The following is a 16,534-nucleotide window of genomic DNA, read 5'->3' as shown; positions in this document are numbered from 1 at the left end:
ATCCTGTGGTAGTGGGTGCGGCAAGTAAGTTAGGGGTATGGCCAGCCGCAAAGAGCGTGATAAAGATGATTGGTGATATGGCTGCTCATATCTATCACGACGTGAGCAGCGTTTATAACCCTATCGGCTTAGTGATTATGCTCACTGTGGTCATGGTCATCGTGGTCACGCTCATGATCGTCATGACCGGGCTTTATATATCCGGGCTCTGCTAACGCATCATGCAGCACACGGGCATTGTGGCGCATCATGCCCAGGTAAGTGCTGGCTTCGCCTTCTGCGGTCAATGCATCGGCGTAAAGCGTACCGGCGATCGGCAGGCCGGTCTCTTCGGCGAGCTGGTTGATGATCGACTGATTGGTCATGTTCTCATGAAACAGCGCCTGTACGTTCTCCTGCGCAATCACATCCACTAGCGCGGCCATGCTGGCGCCACTGGGGTCAGCTTCGGTCGAAAGCCCCACCGGAGAGAGAAAGTTCACCCCGTAAGCGCTGGAAAAGTAGCCAAAGGAGTCATGCCCGGTAATCACGCTGGTGGAAGCCGGAATCTCATCAATTAGCGCACGAATCTCGGCGTCTACCTCGGCCATTTCCTGTAAATACTGCTCCGCATTGGCGCGGTAAGCATCGGCGTTATCGGCATCCGCGGCGATTAAACCGTCACGAATATTGGCGACATACACCTCGGCTTGCTGCATATCCTGCCAAGCGTGCGGGTCTTCATTACCATGGTCGTGATCGGCGTGGTCGTCATGCCCATGTTCTTCATGATCCTGCTCTTCGTGAGCGTGCTGGTCATGCCCATGCTCCTCATGGCCGTGCTCGTCATGGTCTTCATGCTCAGCTAAAGAGAGTGGTTCAACGCCATCCGTTGCGGTGACCAGTGCACCTGAATAATCGCTGGCGCTAATCAAACGCTCCATCCAGCCCTCAAACAGCAGACCGTTGAACACCACCAAATCCGCGTTCGCTAGAGAGCGGGCGTCTCCGGGGCTGGGGGAGTAGACGTGGGCATCGCCGTCGGCAGCCACCAGCGAGGTCACCTCAACATGCTCGCCGCCTACGTTTTCCACCATATCCGCCAGTATCGAGAAACTGGTCACCACCTGAACGCGTTCATCAGCGATAGCGGCAGGCAGCGCCAGCAGGGCGGAAACACCCACTAACCAGCGCGACGGCCGATAGGATAAATAGGAAAGCGACATGCAACACTCCTTACGATAAGTATAAATAGGGACGATTAAGACCCTTGCTCCACGGCCAATGGCGTTGTCTTACGCCGCAGCTTGGCTGCCAAGCTGTGATAGCGACCAAACAGGGCCGAAAACAGATACCCCGCCCCGGCCAGCAGAATAATGCTCGGGCCAGAAGGAATATCCAGATGGAAAGAGAGCAGCAGGCCGCCAGTACTCGCCACCATGGCCAGTACAATCGCGATGCCGATCAACCCCTCAAGCCGTTTACTCCAAAAGCGTGCGGAGGTAGCAGGCAGCATCATCAAGCCCACCGCCATTAGCGTGCCCAGGGTTTGAAAGCCGGCGGTTAAGTTCAGCACCAGTAGCCCCAAAAACACGCTGTGCACCCAACCGCTACGGCGGCTTTGGCCGCGTAAGAACAGCGGGTCTAAACACTCCACCACTAATGCGCGAAACACGATGGCCAGCGTCACCACAATCAGCGTGCTGATGCCTGCAATCAGTAGTAGCGCGGTGGAGTTGATTGCCAGAATCGAGCCAAACAGCACATGGGTAAGATCTACACTGCTGCCGCCAATCGAAATCAGCATGACACCGGCGGCCAGCGAAATGATAAAGAAGCTCGCCATGGCGGCATCTTCGCGCTGGCCGCCCATTTTTGAGACCGCCCCTGCCAGCAGCGCGACCATTAAGCCAAACAGTACCCCGCCAATGCTCATGATCGGCAGCGAAAACCCTGCCAGCAGGAACCCCAGCGCAACGCCCGGCAGAATGGCGTGGGCCATGGCGTCACCAATCAGGCTCATGCCGCGCAGCACCAAAAACACTCCCAGCGGCGGGGCGGCCAGCGAAAGCGCCAAACCACCCACCACCGCACGGCGCATAAAGCCGTAATCGAAGGGGCTGATCAGCCACGCATTAAGCAGATCCAGCATGACGACCTCCGAGAGTAAACGGCACCACTTGCGCGGGTGAATGGTGATCAGTAAGCGCACTCGGCGCGACCCAACGGCCATGGCCGCCGTTTAGCATCAACACTTCATCGGCCAAGCGTTGCAGGTGATCCATATCGTGGAGCACGACAATAATCGTCGCGCCGTCGTCCGCCATCTGGCGCAGGATGCGGATCAAAATATCCACGGTCTCGCTATCCACGTTGGCAAACGGCTCATCAAGCAGCAGCAGTTCGGCTTCCTGCATCAGTGTGCGGCCGATCAGTGCGCGCTGGCGCTGACCACCGGAAAGCTCGCCCAAGGGGCGGTGGGCCAAGTGCGAGATCCCCAGCCGCGCCATGATCTCGCGACCCTTGCGATAGTGCGCTGCACAGTAGCCGGTTAACGCGCCGTGGCTGGGCCAACTGCCAGTCATCACCAGCTCTTCCACACTCATCGGGAAGGTCAGGTCTAACGCCAACTGTTGGGGCAGCCACGCCCGGCGCTCTTTGGGTACCGTACAAACCACTTCACCGTTAATCGGCCGCAGTTCACCCATAATCGCCTGAATCAGCGTGCTTTTACCGGCCCCGTTAGCGCCGATCAGCGCGGTAATGGCGCCCGGTTGAAAGTCGCCCTCAAGGTGTTCAAGCACCGTGCGGCGCGCTTGAGCCAAATGCAGATTATGCAACTGACAGCGTGATAAAGAGCGCTGACTCATCCTAGCCACCCACCAGCCCAAACCACCAAACACCAAAGCACCAACAACGGCACGGTGACAAACAACAGCCGTTTAACAGCCGATAATGACATCAAGGAGAAGTGACAAGGACCTTCCTTGTTATGGCGGTGCGTATGCTCACTCATCAGGCGGCCTCGTGTAATTTCAAATAGGTTATAACATAACATTTGGAAAAGCCAAAAAATTGCTGAATATTTTACGCGTTAATGCCGCGCTGACAACGAAAAAGCGCTAGCCGAAAACTGCCGACAGCGCTTTTTAGAGTCACAAATAAGTGGGGGAGATTGGCGCAGGCAGTTGGCGTAAAAACCTAGTAGCGCCAGGTAGCACCAAGCTGCTGTGGCCCTACATGGAGTGCATATTCACCAGGAATAGTCATCGGACCCAGCGATAGATTAGCGGGTTGGAAGCGATTAATCGCAGAGGTCGCCTGATTCGGCTGTGTCCAAATCTGTAGCTCGTTGACCAGCATGCCCGTCGCGAAGTTGATGGCGCCATCGCTTTCACGACCATCGGCAGCAATTACCGCCCCCGCCACACCATTAACCACCAATGAGCCCACGCGAGCGCCCCAGCCGCGCCGCTCACGTTCCGCCTGGGAAAGCTGTAACCCCAACGCCTGCACACCGCTTAGCTCGCCGCTGGCTTTCAAACGCTCATATTCGGCCAACGCCGCCGGGTGCGGCTGGCGGTCGGTCAGCATACCGCCCAGCGCCAGCGCAGATTTCACCACCCCCACTCGCGCATCAAAACGGTCATCCGCGTCGTTTGCCTCACTCGACTGGTACGCATTCACTGCCAGGCTAGTGCCGTAAATGCCTGTCCAGCCCCACTGCCAAACATGCGCATGGCGCGCGCCATCCTCAAACACATCATCGTACTCACTCCACTGCCCGCCGGTTTGAGCCTGGGTTTGTGCGTGGGCCTGCAAAGAGACAGGTAGGGCAATCACCAGCGTCGTAACCAGCGCGGAGAGAAGACGAAAAGCATGCATAAGGAAGTGCCTATTAACGGGATCAATAGCGCTAAGCGTAGCACGGCGTTCGCGGCTGGCTAGCGTGGAATAACACGAAGCGAAGTATGACTAAGATTCATGGTGTTTGCTCATAAAGAATGATTAGATGAGGAGAGACGATAACCAGGAGCGCCGCATGGATGACTTTTCGCCCAATGACCTAAAAACCATTCTTCATTCCAAGCGCGCTAACCTCTATTACCTTCAGCATTGTCGAGTGTTGGTGAATGGTGGCCGCGTAGAGTACGTCACCGATGAAGGCAGCAAATCCCGCTATTGGAATATCCCCATTGCCAACACCACCTCGATACTGCTGGGCACCGGCACCTCGATTACCCAGGCAGCCATGCGCGAGCTTGCCAAGGCAGGCGTATTAGTTGGGTTCTGCGGCGGCGGCGGTACGCCATTATTTGCTGCCAATGAGGTCGATGTAGATGTCGCCTGGCTGACCCCGCAAAGCGAGTACCGGCCCACGGAGTACCTGCAATACTGGGTGCGCTTTTGGTTCGATGATGTAAAGCGCCTGGATGCCGCCCGGGCGTTTCAGCAGGCGCGACTTGCCCGTATCGAAGCGCTGTGGACCAGCCGTGTTATGAAAGATGCAGGCTTTGGTATATCCACTGATCACCTGCAGAGTGCCCTTGCCCATCATCGCGAAGCGATTACCCAAGCCCCCAGCACCGTTGACCTGCTGACCCTAGAAGCACGTTTAACCAAAACGCTGTTCAAGCTGGCGGTGAATGCCGTTGATTACGGGGACTTCACCCGTGCCAAACGCGGCTCGGGCACTGACCCTGCCAACCGATTTCTTGATCACGGCAACTACCTTGCTTACGGCCTGGCGGCGACCGCCACCTGGGTGCTGGGGATTCCTCACGGGCTTGCGGTACTCCACGGTAAAACCCGCCGGGGCGGGCTGGTGTTTGATGTAGCCGACTTGGTAAAAGACGCGGTGATTCTGCCCCAGGCATTTATTTCCGCCATGCGCGGCGATGAAGAGCAGGAATTTCGCCAAGCCTGCATCGAGCGCTTAACGCGCACCGAATCCCTCGACTTTATGATTGATACGCTCAAGGAAGTCGCCCAAGAGCTAGGGCAAGAGTCGGGGGGTGGCGAAGCATGAACGTGCTGTTGATTTCCCAGTGCAACAAAAACGCCCTTAAAGAAACGCGCCGCATCCTTGATCAGTTTGCCGAACGCCGGGGCGACCGCACCTGGCAAACGCCGATCACCCAGGCCGGGCTGGACACACTGCGCAAACTGCTGCGTAAAAAAGCCCGCAAAAACACCGCCGTCGCCTGCCACTGGATTCGTGGTCACGACCACAGCGAACTGATGTGGGTAGTGGGGGATGCTTCAAGGTTTAATATCAATGGCGCAGTGCCAACCAATACCACCGCCAGAGATATATTGCGTCGTCGCGATGAAAACGACTGGCATAGCGGTGAAGATATTCTCCTGCTCACCGCGCTAGCTGCGCTACTGCACGACCTGGGAAAAGCTTGCGACGCCTTTCAGCTACGGCTTAAGGGCAAGCTGGAAGGCCGCAACTTATACCGTCATGAGTGGATATCGCTACGCCTGTTTCAGGCATTTGTGGGTAATGACGACGATGCCACTTGGCTGGCGCGCCTGGCCGAAGGTGACTATCAAGAGCAGGACTGGTTGGAGGGGTTAGAGCGTGATGGTCTGGATGAGGCTACTTCAGCGGTGTTTAGTCATTTGCCGCCGCTTGCCGCTGCGCTTGGTTGGCTAGTACTTAGTCACCATCGGCTGCCCTTAAAGCCGCCGTCGTACGATAACGATATTCCCAGGCGCTGGGGTGGAAGCATCAACCTGCAAGCCGAGCAACTGCCTGCGTTATTTGAGTCGATTAGCGCCGAGTGGAACGAAATTCCTGAGACGCAAGACCCAAATCGCATCGCGCCCTACTGGCAATTTAGTGGCGGGTTACCCGTTAGCACAACACGCTGGAGGGAACGCGCCACAAAGCTTGCCACGCGTTTACAGGCGCGGCTGGACAAAGATGGCCATTGGTTGGAGAGTCACTACGTCATGCACTTAGCGCGGCTAAGTTTAATGCTGGCCGATCACCACTACTCAAGCCTGGAAGACCCACTGCATCGAGTGCGTGGTGAGTCCAACTATCCACTGGTTGCCAATACCGTGCGCAAAACCGGCAAACCCAATCAGCCATTGGATGAGCATATTCTTGGCGTCGAAAAGCACGCCGCCGCGGTCGCCCGTGCGCTGCCTAGCGTCGACAGCCACTTGCCCCGTTTAGCCCGCCATAAAGGTTTTCGTAAGCGCAGCAGTCACCCGCGCTTTCGCTGGCAGGATAAAGCCTTTGATCTGGCCCAATCGCTTAGAGCGCGCAGCCAGCGCCAGGGCTTCTTTGGCATCAATATGGCATCCACCGGCTGCGGTAAAACCTTGGCGAATGGGCGCATTATGTACGCGCTGGCCGACCCTCAGCAGGGCGCGCGCTTTAGCATTGCGCTGGGGTTACGCACGCTGACTCTGCAAACTGGTCAAGCCCTTCGTGAGCGTCTGAATCTGGGTGAAGATGAACTCGCCGTGCGCGTAGGCGGCAGCGCCAATAAAGCTCTGTTTGCGCACTACGAGCAAGAGGCCGAAGCCAGTGGCTCGGCATCTAAACAGGCACTTATCGAAGAAGACGCCCACGTGGTGTTTGATGGCAATTTTGATAGCCACCCCGTACTGCGCCGACTGAACGATGAACCGGGCACCCGAGCGCTAACCGCCGCACCTATTTTGGTATGTACCGTTGACCACCTGGTGCCCGCCACGGAAAGCACGCGCGGCGGTCGGCAAATCGTGCCAATGCTGCGCCTGATGAGTAGTGATTTAGTCCTCGATGAAATCGACGATTTCGATATTAACGACCTGCCCGCGCTTACTCGGCTCGTCAATTGGGCGGGACTTTTGGGATCACGGGTGTTGCTTTCATCGGCCACCTTGCCGCCCGCGTTGGTCGAAGGGTTGTATGAAGCCTACCGCAGCGGTCGCGAAGCCTTTCAACGCCACCGAGGCGAACCGGGTTTGGCGGTCGATATCTGCTGCGCCTGGTTCGACGAGCACGACCGCCAACATGAAAACTGCGCCAGTAGCGAGACCTTCAAGGCGACACATCAGGCTTTTGCCAAGCGCCGGCTAGAGCGCTTAGCCTCCAGCCCGGTGCGACGCAGTGGCGATATTTTAGCGTTGCCAGCGTTGGGTAAACGGCCAGAAGAAATCAGGCCCGCAGTTGCAACGCTGCTACGCGAACATGCATTGGCGATGCACCAGCAGCATCATTCCGTTGACCCCCACACCAGCAAGCGCGTCAGTTTCGGTCTGATTCGCATGGCCAATATCGACCCCTTGGTGGATGTGGCCAGGGCACTGTTTCAGCAGGGCGCGCCAGAAGGTGTGCGCATTCACCTCTGCGTTTACCACTCGCGCCACCCGTTGGTGATGCGCTCGGAGATTGAGCGCCGGTTAGATAAAACGCTGCAACGGGCCGAGCCCGAGCGCGTGTTTCAGCAGCCCGATATCCGCCGCCTGCTGGATAGCAGCGAAGAAAACGACCACCTGTTTATCGTGCTGGGCTCGCCGGTCACCGAAGTGGGCCGCGACCACGATTATGACTGGGCCATTGTCGAGCCTTCTTCCATGCGCTCAATTATCCAACTAGCGGGCCGGGTGCGCCGACACCGCGAGCAGGCCTGTGAAGTGGCCAATATTTTGCTGCTAGAGACCAATCTAAAACACCTGGAGCGCGCGGATGAGCCCGCTTTTCATAAGCCAGGCTTCGAAACGAAGATGGCCTGGAAACTTAATAGCCACTCACTTACCACGCTGTTAACTAAAGATGAGTACCAGGTGATAGATGCCCGCCCGCGCGTGCTGGCGCGGGAAGTGCTGCACGCTAAAGAAAGTCTCGTCGATTTGGAGCATGAGCGGCTGCATCAACTGATGATCGAACAGCCCGCCGAACCGTTAACCAAAAAAGAGATCAGGCTTGGCAAGCAGCCCAAGCCACCACCGCTGGGGGCCTATAGTTGGTACGCCGTACCACAGGTGCACTTAACCGGTGTATTGATTCAGCGTGACCCATTTCGCAAGCAGCTCGAACCTGAAATAACCCTAGCGCTGCTGCCCGATGAGGGAGGAGAAACCTGGACACTACACCGCGTAGACGATGGCGCAAGGCGAGGTGAAAAGCTCTACGTTCTGGTGGAGGAGAGCCTGCTGGTGCGGATAGACCTGACAAAAGAGCAGGGCGAGCGGATTCAGCCCTGGGGAGCCAACGACTATTTAACAGCCCTGGCTGACTTGGCAGAAGACTTGGATATCTCCCTTGATCGCGCCGCTCGCACCTTCGGCACGGTAACCGCCTCGGCTAGAAACCAACGCTGGGGATATCACCCGGTGCTGGGATTTTGGCGGAGTAAATGAAGGCCGGTGATAGACACCGGCCCGCTGCCTGGGCGGCAGCGTAAGTTACTCTGATTAAGAAACTTTTCTGAGCTGCCTGGGCGGCAACAAAAATATGGTAGTGGCACGGGCAGTCAAAGTCATTTTCTATTTTAATTACACTAATTAATAAACTGGTTGATAATTTTAGAGTGGTGCCCTAATATCAATTTAGCCAAGGGGTGGTCGCACACCTCCTTGGCTAGCTTGAAACACATTCGTATATCGTCGTTACCCAAATCTGCAGGGTCAGAGCAGATAGGAGGAATCTGAGCATGATTGGCTATCATGTAAACATAATATTTTGAGGCCGATTTTTAGATCGGCCTGCCAGATGCCCCGAGGCGTATTGCCTCGGGGCTTATTTTGGCACGAATTTCAGTGATTCCCAAATTCGTAAGGATAAATAATGCCTACCATTCCTAGTGGAAGTTGGCAGCAACTCCGAACATTAGTCGAAGTTTTTTTAAAAGATCGCTTCGATACCAAGGCGGAAAAGCTAGCTCCCGACGATCCAAAATACCAAGCACTGGTTGAACAGTTCCAATTCGATACCTGGATCAACGATGCGGCAAGGCGCGTTGGTCAACTGCAAGTCGTCACCCACTCGCTAAAACCTATCCACCCCGATGCCAAAGGCTCCAACCTTTACGCTCCGCCCGAATCGCTACATACCCACAACCTTGTTGGCAGTCATGTACTACCCGCTAATTTTGCGGGCGATGTGGTGGGGAACGCCGCAGCCTTGGATGTTTATAAGTTCTTGAAGCTGCAGCTCGAGGGAAAATCGCTGCTTGAGCGTGCGCTAGAAAATGATAGCGAGTTTGCCAAAGCGTTAAGCGATAACCCCGAACAAGCCCAGGCGTGGATCAGCGCCTTTGCGGCGATTACCGAACCGCGTGGCGAGCACGCCTCACATACCCGAGGCAAACAGCTCTACTGGCTGGTAGGTGATGATGCCGCAGACGTAGAAAGTGATGCCGAGAATTTTCATCTATTAGCACCGCTCTATGCCACCTCGCTGGCCCACCGCGTATTTCAAACCATTAACCATGACCGCTTTAGCGAAGAGGCTAAAGAGGCACGTAAAGCTAAACGGGAGGGCAACTACGCTGAGCAACCCGTTCACAGCTACCCCAACTTGGCCGTACAAAAAATGGGCGGCACCAAGCCGCAAAATATCTCGCAGCTGAATAGCGAGCGGGGCGGTAACAACTATTTGTTGGCGTCGCTTCCGCCCAGTTGGAATGTCCGTGATATTCGCCCACCGCTAAAAGTAGCATCGGTTTTCTCCCATCCAGGCGTATTTGGCAGCCGCTCAGAAGTGCGCGCCCTTGTTAAAGACCTCAAGCGCTTTCTGGAGACCAACCCCTCTACCGACATGCACACCCGCGATTTACGTGATGACTACACCGCCATGCTGATGGATGAACTGGCGCTGTTTGCCATGCAAATGCACAGCCTACCTGCCGGGTGGAGTGCGGATGAAAAATGCGAATTGGTCGCCGAAGAAGCCTTTTGGTTAGATCCTGGCCGTGCCGAGGAAGATGCCGCTTTTCGTGAAGCACGAAACAGCGTGGAGTGGGCAGACGAGATTCGCCACCGCTTTGCTAACTGGCTCAATGCTGCGTTGGGTGAAAAGCTCCCATTAGGTGATGTGGAATTTCGCCACTGGCAGAAAACGCTGGCAAAAGATGCCACCCATCAACGCCTGCTAGATCGTGACCGCCGCTGGATGGAAAACCTAATGGAAGACTTAACCAACCTGCCAGGAGGTGATGACGATGAGTGAAGTGAAAAACCTCCTGGTTTTACCACGCCTGCGGGTACAAAACGCTAATGCGATTTCCAGCCCAATGACCTGGGGCTTTCCTGCCATGAGTGCTTTTGTGGGATTGATGCACGCCCTGGAACGCAAACTCTATGCAGCAGGCATCAACGTTTCGCTCGGTAACGTCGGCGTTATCTGCCATGACTTTGAAGCCCAGGCCACTGAAGGCGGCTATATCCGTGGTTTTCATCTCACCCGTAATCCAGTGGATAAAACTGGCGGAACGGCAGCGATTGTAGAAGAAGGGCGCATCCATCTGGATATCACGCTGATCTTCACGATTGATTCAGCCGCGGCAGAAAGTGAGCATGATGAGATTGCCAAACAAATCAGTGAGATCGTTGCAGGTATGCGTATTGCCGGTGGTAGCGTCATCCCTAACCGCGCCGTGCCAAGCCACAAGCAACGCCCGCAATGGGTCGCGCTTGATGACGATGAAGAAAAGCGGCAAAAGCAGTTCGAACGCCTAAAACGGCGCTGGCTGCCGGGCTTTGCGCTAACCCTGCGCGATGACTACCTCGCCGAGCACCACCAGACGCTGCAACAGCAGAACCCGGATGCCAGTTTGCTGGATGCGTGGCTGGATCTTTCACGGCTCAATCACCACTGCGCCCTGGAAAATGAAGGTGAATCCAACGAGAAGCCCGTTTGGCAGGCTCAGCGCCCCTATCGCGGCTGGCTGGTGCCTATCCCTGTAGGTTACGGCGCTATTTCCGATCTATTTAATCCCGGCGAAGTGGCCAATGCTCGCGATGCCAAGACTCAGTTTCGCTTTGTTGAAAGCCTCTACTCCATTGGCGAGTGGGTCAGCCCCCACCGCATGAAGCAACCGGAAGACCTGCTTTGGTACGTTGATAACGACGAAGAAGCGGGACTTTACCGACTCAATAACGATTACCACCTTCGCGCCACTGCCCAGTAAACCAGGAGCTCTATCATGGCTAAAAACGATACCCTTAAAACCGCTTCCGTCCTCGCCTTTGAACGCAAGCTTGATCCTTCCGATGCCCTGCTTTACGCCAGCAGCTGGGAAAAGCGGCAAGATAATCAGCAGTGGCAGCCGGTAGAAGTGCGCGAAAAGTCGGTGCGCGGCACCATTTCCAACCGCCTGAAAGCCAAAGACCAAGACCCCGCTAAGCTAGACGCAGCGATTGAAAATCCCAACCTGCAAACGGTGGATGTCGCCACGCTGCCCCACGATGCAGACACCTTAGTTGCTCGTTTTACGCTGCGCGTATTGGCGGGTGCCGGAACGCCTTCGGCCTGTAATAACGCCGAGTACCAAGCCAAGCTGGAACAGGCAGTTGCCGAGTATAAACAAGCGCAAGGCTTCGGCGAGCTGGCGCATCGCTATGCCAATAACCTCGCTAATGGCCGCTTTCTGTGGCGTAACCGCATGGGCGCTGAGCAAGTCGAGGTAAGCGTTCGCCAATTGGCGCAGGGTAAAGCCACCAAAGAGTGGACGTTTGATGCACTGTCGCTTTCGTTGCGGGCCTTTGAGGAGACCGCCGAGCTTAAAGAACTCGCCGGTGTTATCGCCGCCGCGTTGGTGGGGGAACAGCACTTACTGCTAGAGGTAGTGGCCTATGTGCGCGTGGGCAGTGGCCAAGAAGTGTTTCCTTCACAAGAGCTGATTCTTGAGCGGGGCCGGGGTGATAAGAGCAAAACGCTTTATCACGTCAGCAACATTGCCGGTATTCACTCGCAAAAGTTGGGTAACGCCATTCGTACCATCGACACCTGGTACCCCAATGAAAACGATGATGATCTTGGGCCGATTGCCGTTGAGCCGTATGGCTCAGTGACCACGCAGGGTAAAGCGTACCGCCAGCCCAAGCAGAAAGCTGATTTCTATTCACTCCTAGATAACTGGATGATCAAGGACCAAGTGCCTACGAAGGAAGATCAGCACTTTGTGATGGCGACCCTGATTCGCGGTGGTGTATTCGGCGAAGCGGGGTAAACCATGGATCACTATATCGACATTCGTTTAAGGCCCGATCCTGACTTTGCCCCGGCAATGTTAATGGGCGCGCTTTATAACAAGCTGCACCGGGCGCTGTTTGATTTACATGCCGAAGATGTAGGCGCCAGTTTCCCAGGCTATAAGCACGGTGTTCGCGCTCGCACACTGGGCGATCACCTTCGCTTGCATGGCACGCAAGCACGTTTGCAGCAGCTAATGAGAGCGGACTGGCTAACCGGTATGCGCGACCACACCCAGGTGAGCGAAGTGCTTGCGGTACCTGCAAATACTCAGCATATAAACGTGGCGCGTAAGCAATTTAATACGGGCAGTGAAAGCCGGGCCAAACGTTACGCCAAACGGCATGATATTTCAGAAGCAGAGGCGCGGAAGATTTATGCCAAGTTGGCTGAACGACGCATTGAGCTCCCCTTTGTGCAGATCAATAGCCGCTCCACCCAGCAGCGTTTTAGCCTGTTTATTGAACATAGCAAACCGTTGGCTTCTGCAACGGAAGGCACGTTTAGCCATTACGGCCTAAGCCCCAACGCCACGGTGCCCTGGTTTTGACCCTTTTTTCTAGCATGAAAATTGGCCACCAATAATCAACCACTTAGCGGTGTCGCTCTGAAAAGGGTGATACCGCTTTTTTCGGCTAAAGCTCTTTAACAATCAGCACATTAATTTTGGTATGCTCTAGTGCGCTGCCGCCCAGGCAGCTCAGAAACGGAAGCCTTGGCGAATCAGGTTTACGCTAACGTGCGCTGCCGCCCAGGCAGCTCAGAAAGTCGAACGCTGGAAGCAATTTCCTGTAGCGTCGTGCGCTGCCGCCCAGGCAGCTCAGAAAGGCTGGTCCGCCGCCCACCAGCGGCGACTAGAGTGCGCTGCCGCCCAGGCAGCTCAGAAAATAAAGATGGTGTCGGTTAGAGGCGAGTGATAGTGCGCTGCCGCCCAGGCAGCTCAGAAAATCAACGACGCAATGGGGCGTTAAAGACACGTGTGCGCTGCCGCCCAGGCAGCTCAGAAAAACTTGCTGGACTGAGCTCTTCTTGCCGCTATGTGCGCTGCCGCCCAGGCAGCTCAGAAACGCTTCATGCGTCTGTGTTGACCCAGAAAGGTGTGCGCTGCCGCCCAGGCAGCTCAGAAAAAGAAGGATATCGTCAAACAGCCGCGTATGACGTGCGCTGCCGCCCAGGCAGCTCAGAAATAGTGCGACATGTAAGTGAGGCAGGCTGTTTTGTGCGCTGCCGCCCAGGCAGCTCAGAAAAACCAGATACCCCAGGGCAGCACAACGATACGGTGCGCTGCCGCCCAGGCAGCTCAGAAAAATAACGTTCAGCTGCATGTAACCCGCAGCGAGTGCGCTGCCGCCCAGGCAGCTCAGAAAACATATTGCCAAACCAGTCAGAGATACCACCCGTGCGCTGCCGCCCAGGCAGCTCAGAAAATCAACCAGCCTGCTTTGCGGCTGCCAAGATCGTGCGCTGCCGCCCAGGCAGCTCAGAAACGTAACCGCGGCGACCAAGTGACGATATTGTCGTGCGCTGCCGCCCAGGCAGCTCAGAAAAAGGCCGCGGCGCTCGCGAAAAGCGACTCAGGGTGCGCTGCCGCCCAGGCAGCTCAGAAAAGTCCATGGCGGCGGCGGCTGACGCGGTGATAGTGCGCTGCCGCCCAGGCAGCTCAGAAAAATGCGGACGTGTACCTGACCAACTACGAAAAGTGCGCTGCCGCCCAGGCAGCTCAGAAATGGTTCCGTCGCGCTTGAAGCGCAGTATCCAGGTGCGCTGCCGCCCAGGCAGCTCAGAAAAATGAGCATCGGTTCGACGCAGCACCAACAGTGTGCGCTGCCGCCCAGGCAGCTCAGAAAAAGCAACCCATCGGTATCGAATGGAACAAGCAGTGCGCTGCCGCCCAGGCAGCTCAGAAAGCAGCGAGGCCCAGCACCTCCGCAACTAAGTGGTGCGCTGCCGCCCAGGCAGCTCAGAAACGTAAGCGCGCCAGCAGATCCAGTCGACGGTAGTGCGCTGCCGCCCAGGCAGCTCAGAAAATTCAAGGCCATTTGGCAATAGGACACGGTACGTGCGCTGCCGCCCAGGCAGCTCAGAAAAGCGATAGACGGTAGCGACTGAAACGCTGAGCGTGCGCTGCCGCCCAGGCAGCTCAGAAAAAAATCACCCCGCCGGGAGGCGGTGCGCCGGTGTGCGCTGCCGCCCAGGCAGCTCAGAAAAAGCGATGAGTGAACCAACAGAGATGGCCTACGTGCGCTGCCGCCCAGGCAGCTCAGAAACCAGCCAAAATGCTTGGCCTTTGGCTTTGTAAGTGCGCTGCCGCCCAGGCAGCTCAGAAAAATCAAACGGCCGTAGCTCTTCGCACGCCCTGGTGCGCTGCCGCCCAGGCAGCTCAGAAATTACGGCCGGTGCGATCGCCATGGTGTGCAGGGTGCGCTGCCGCCCAGGCAGCTCAGAAACAGTCGCGGTGTCCTACGCGGGTATCGAGCGGGTGCGCTGCCGCCCAGGCAGCTCAGAAAAGCCAACACCGACGATCAGCCGAAGCGCGACAGTGCGCTGCCGCCCAGGCAGCTCAGAAAAGCACGGTTAGCAATGCCCGAGACCGTGCCGTGTGCGCTGCCGCCCAGGCAGCTCAGAAATGGTACCAGGGCTTCAACTATGGCTACCAGGGGTGCGCTGCCGCCCAGGCAGCTCAGAAATACTCAACGAAGCCAAGCGCCTAAATGGTAGCGTGCGCTGCCGCCCAGGCAGCTCAGAAAACTGACCCCGCAAGCGCGCGCCAACTCAGACTGTGCGCTGCCGCCCAGGCAGCTCAGAAAGTGAGCATCCAGAGCTACTGGCTGAATACGACGTGCGCTGCCGCCCAGGCAGCTCAGAAATCTACTTTCATCTGGTGAATCGGGAGCCACTCGTGCGCTGCCGCCCAGGCAGCTCAGAAATAATCAAAAGAGGGGGAGATGACATCCTTATAGTGCGCTGCCGCCCAGGCAGCTCAGAAAAATGGCAACCTCTGCAGCCAGGGAGGTGCCACGTGCGCTGCCGCCCAGGCAGCTCAGAAAACGACGACGCGAGAGGCTGGCCCCTGCTTAACGTGCGCTGCCGCCCAGGCAGCTCAGAAAGTGGCGGCGTGGATCGTTTACCGCCACCCGTTGTGCGCTGCCGCCCAGGCAGCTCAGAAAAGTATCACGGTGCCGGCGGGCAACACCGGCTCGTGCGCTGCCGCCCAGGCAGCTCAGAAAGTCTACAGGAACGACCGGCCAATCGACCACTGGTGCGCTGCCGCCCAGGCAGCTCAGAAATCTACCCCCACTGCCCACGCTAACCACGGCAAGTGCGCTGCCGCCCAGGCAGCTCAGAAAGTGAACGGCAGTGCCGAAAACGGGAACATCAAGTGCGCTGCCGCCCAGGCAGCTCAGAAAGTGTCCGCATTGCAGGCATCCAAAGCCCAGAGCGTGCGCTGCCGCCCAGGCAGCTCAGAAATTCCACGCCGTGCTTTTCGTATGAGATTTTCAGTGCGCTGCCGCCCAGGCAGCTCAGAAACCGGATAAAATCTTTACATGACAGCAAATAAAGTGCGCTGCCGCCCAGGCAGCTCAGAAAAGCAATGCCGCCCCAGTTGCTGACGATCATGCGTGCGCTGCCGCCCAGGCAGCTCAGAAATAGCAAACCGTCGATCAGGCTTGCCCCGACTTGTGCGCTGCCGCCCAGGCAGCTCAGAAAATCAAGACCGGGCATTTGTTGTTTGTGCCCAGGTGCGCTGCCGCCCAGGCAGCTCAGAAAGCAGGCGAGGGATTGCCGCGCTACTGGATAGAGTGCGCTGCCGCCCAGGCAGCTCAGAAACTTTCGGGGCTAGGCTCTGCGTTGTTCGGCGGGTGCGCTGCCGCCCAGGCAGCTCAGAAAACGTTGATGAACGGCTGCTAGAAGAGCTGCCGGTGCGCTGCCGCCCAGGCAGCTCAGAAAGCCAACAGTGCGGTTTTTTTGTGTCTGCCAGTGTGCGCTGCCGCCCAGGCAGCTCAGAAAATAAACCCTCCTGCATAAAAAAGCCCCTGCGTGTGCGCTGCCGCCCAGGCAGCTCAGAAATCAAGGGCGCGCTGGCCGCGCTCAATGCTAATGTGCGCTGCCGCCCAGGCAGCTCAGAAAATTCATGGTCTTTCCTAACACGTCGCGTAAATGTGCGCTGCCGCCCAGGCAGCTCAGAAATAGCGCGTGAGCCGGGGGTTGATAGTGATGCCGTGCGCTGCCGCCCAGGCAGCTCAGAAATTGCCAATGAACGCCATCCTCTTCATCCCCACGTGCGCTGCCGCCCAGGCAGCTCAGAAACAGCAGCTCATCGTATTCATTCAGACGCTCGAGTGCGCTGCCGCC

General features: G+C 56.9%; 10 protein-coding genes and 1 CRISPR repeat array (1 of these 11 running past the window's edge). Of the genes, 6 read left to right on the top strand and 4 right to left on the bottom strand.

The window, feature by feature from the left end; genetic code table 11:
- Positions 1-128: 128 nt before the first annotated feature.
- From V8L71_RS03735 to V8L71_RS03720, 4 genes are all read right to left on the bottom strand, one after another.
- Complete coding sequence (locus V8L71_RS03735) at positions 129-1,205, bottom strand: metal ABC transporter solute-binding protein, Zn/Mn family (protein WP_336273236.1); 1,077 nt, start codon at positions 1,203-1,205, stop codon at positions 129-131.
- A gap of 35 nt (positions 1,206-1,240) precedes the next feature.
- The gene (locus V8L71_RS03730) at positions 1,241-2,131 is read right to left on the bottom strand and encodes a metal ABC transporter permease (RefSeq protein WP_101147099.1); all 891 of its coding nucleotides are present in this window, start codon (positions 2,129-2,131) and stop codon (positions 1,241-1,243) included.
- Positions 2,115-2,849, bottom strand: coding sequence for a metal ABC transporter ATP-binding protein (locus V8L71_RS03725; RefSeq protein ID WP_101147098.1), 735 nt, complete (start codon positions 2,847-2,849; stop codon positions 2,115-2,117). The genes V8L71_RS03730 and V8L71_RS03725 overlap by 17 nt, the downstream gene beginning before the upstream one ends.
- 331 nt (positions 2,850-3,180) lie before the next feature.
- The gene (locus V8L71_RS03720) at positions 3,181-3,864 is read right to left on the bottom strand and encodes a hypothetical protein (protein ID WP_101147096.1); all 684 of its coding nucleotides are present in this window, start codon (positions 3,862-3,864) and stop codon (positions 3,181-3,183) included.
- 157 nt (positions 3,865-4,021) lie between these two features.
- Here V8L71_RS03720 and cas1f point away from each other — a divergent pair, with 157 nt between their 5' ends.
- From cas1f to cas6f, 6 genes are all read left to right on the top strand, one after another.
- Positions 4,022-5,008 (top strand): type I-F CRISPR-associated endonuclease Cas1f, encoded by a 987-nt coding sequence (gene cas1f, locus V8L71_RS03715; RefSeq protein ID WP_101147095.1) that lies wholly within the window; start codon positions 4,022-4,024, stop codon positions 5,006-5,008.
- Complete coding sequence (gene cas3f / locus V8L71_RS03710; protein WP_101147094.1) at positions 5,005-8,346, top strand: type I-F CRISPR-associated helicase Cas3f; 3,342 nt, start codon at positions 5,005-5,007, stop codon at positions 8,344-8,346. The genes cas1f and cas3f overlap by 4 nt, the downstream gene beginning before the upstream one ends.
- Positions 8,347-8,773: 427 nt before the next feature.
- Positions 8,774-10,156 (top strand): type I-F CRISPR-associated protein Csy1, encoded by a 1,383-nt coding sequence (gene csy1, locus V8L71_RS03705; RefSeq protein WP_101147093.1) that lies wholly within the window; start codon positions 8,774-8,776, stop codon positions 10,154-10,156.
- Positions 10,149-11,117: a type I-F CRISPR-associated protein Csy2 gene (gene csy2, locus V8L71_RS03700; protein ID WP_101147092.1), complete on the top strand. Its 969-nt coding sequence runs from the start codon at positions 10,149-10,151 to the stop codon at positions 11,115-11,117. The genes csy1 and csy2 overlap by 8 nt, the downstream gene beginning before the upstream one ends.
- A 15-nt stretch (positions 11,118-11,132) precedes the next feature.
- Entirely contained in the window at positions 11,133-12,158 is a 1,026-nt protein-coding gene (gene csy3, locus V8L71_RS03695) for a type I-F CRISPR-associated protein Csy3 (protein WP_101147091.1), read from the top strand.
- Between the two features lie 3 nt (positions 12,159-12,161).
- Positions 12,162-12,731, top strand: coding sequence for a type I-F CRISPR-associated endoribonuclease Cas6/Csy4 (gene cas6f, locus V8L71_RS03690; RefSeq protein ID WP_101147090.1), 570 nt, complete (start codon positions 12,162-12,164; stop codon positions 12,729-12,731).
- 129 nt (positions 12,732-12,860) lie between these two features.
- Positions 12,861-16,534: a CRISPR direct-repeat array (repeat unit 28 nt; unit sequence GTGCGCTGCCGCCCAGGCAGCTCAGAAA) (it continues 3,856 nt past the right edge of the window).

This window comes from Vreelandella indica, assembly GCF_037070225.1.
GTDB classification, from domain to species: Bacteria; Pseudomonadota; Gammaproteobacteria; order Pseudomonadales; family Halomonadaceae; genus Vreelandella; species Vreelandella arctica.
Note: the sequence above shows the minus strand (reverse complement) of the source record. Positions and strands in the feature narration are given on the sequence as shown.

What these genes read in the sequence shown, in the direction of transcription:
- V8L71_RS03735 (WP_336273236.1), bottom strand. Translation starts at nt 1,205, where the DNA reads ATGTCGCTTTCCTATTTATCCTATCGGCCGTCGCGCTGGTTAGTGGGT.
- V8L71_RS03730 (WP_101147099.1), bottom strand. Translation starts at nt 2,131, where the DNA reads ATGCTGGATCTGCTTAATGCGTGGCTGATCAGCCCCTTCGATTACGGC.
- V8L71_RS03725 (WP_101147098.1), bottom strand. Translation starts at nt 2,849, where the DNA reads ATGAGTCAGCGCTCTTTATCACGCTGTCAGTTGCATAATCTGCATTTG.
- V8L71_RS03720 (WP_101147096.1), bottom strand. Translation starts at nt 3,864, where the DNA reads ATGCATGCTTTTCGTCTTCTCTCCGCGCTGGTTACGACGCTGGTGATT.
- cas1f (WP_101147095.1), top strand. Translation starts at nt 4,022, where the DNA reads ATGGATGACTTTTCGCCCAATGACCTAAAAACCATTCTTCATTCCAAG.
- cas3f (WP_101147094.1), top strand. Translation starts at nt 5,005, where the DNA reads ATGAACGTGCTGTTGATTTCCCAGTGCAACAAAAACGCCCTTAAAGAA.
- csy1 (WP_101147093.1), top strand. Translation starts at nt 8,774, where the DNA reads ATGCCTACCATTCCTAGTGGAAGTTGGCAGCAACTCCGAACATTAGTC.
- csy2 (WP_101147092.1), top strand. Translation starts at nt 10,149, where the DNA reads ATGAGTGAAGTGAAAAACCTCCTGGTTTTACCACGCCTGCGGGTACAA.
- csy3 (WP_101147091.1), top strand. Translation starts at nt 11,133, where the DNA reads ATGGCTAAAAACGATACCCTTAAAACCGCTTCCGTCCTCGCCTTTGAA.
- cas6f (WP_101147090.1), top strand. Translation starts at nt 12,162, where the DNA reads ATGGATCACTATATCGACATTCGTTTAAGGCCCGATCCTGACTTTGCC.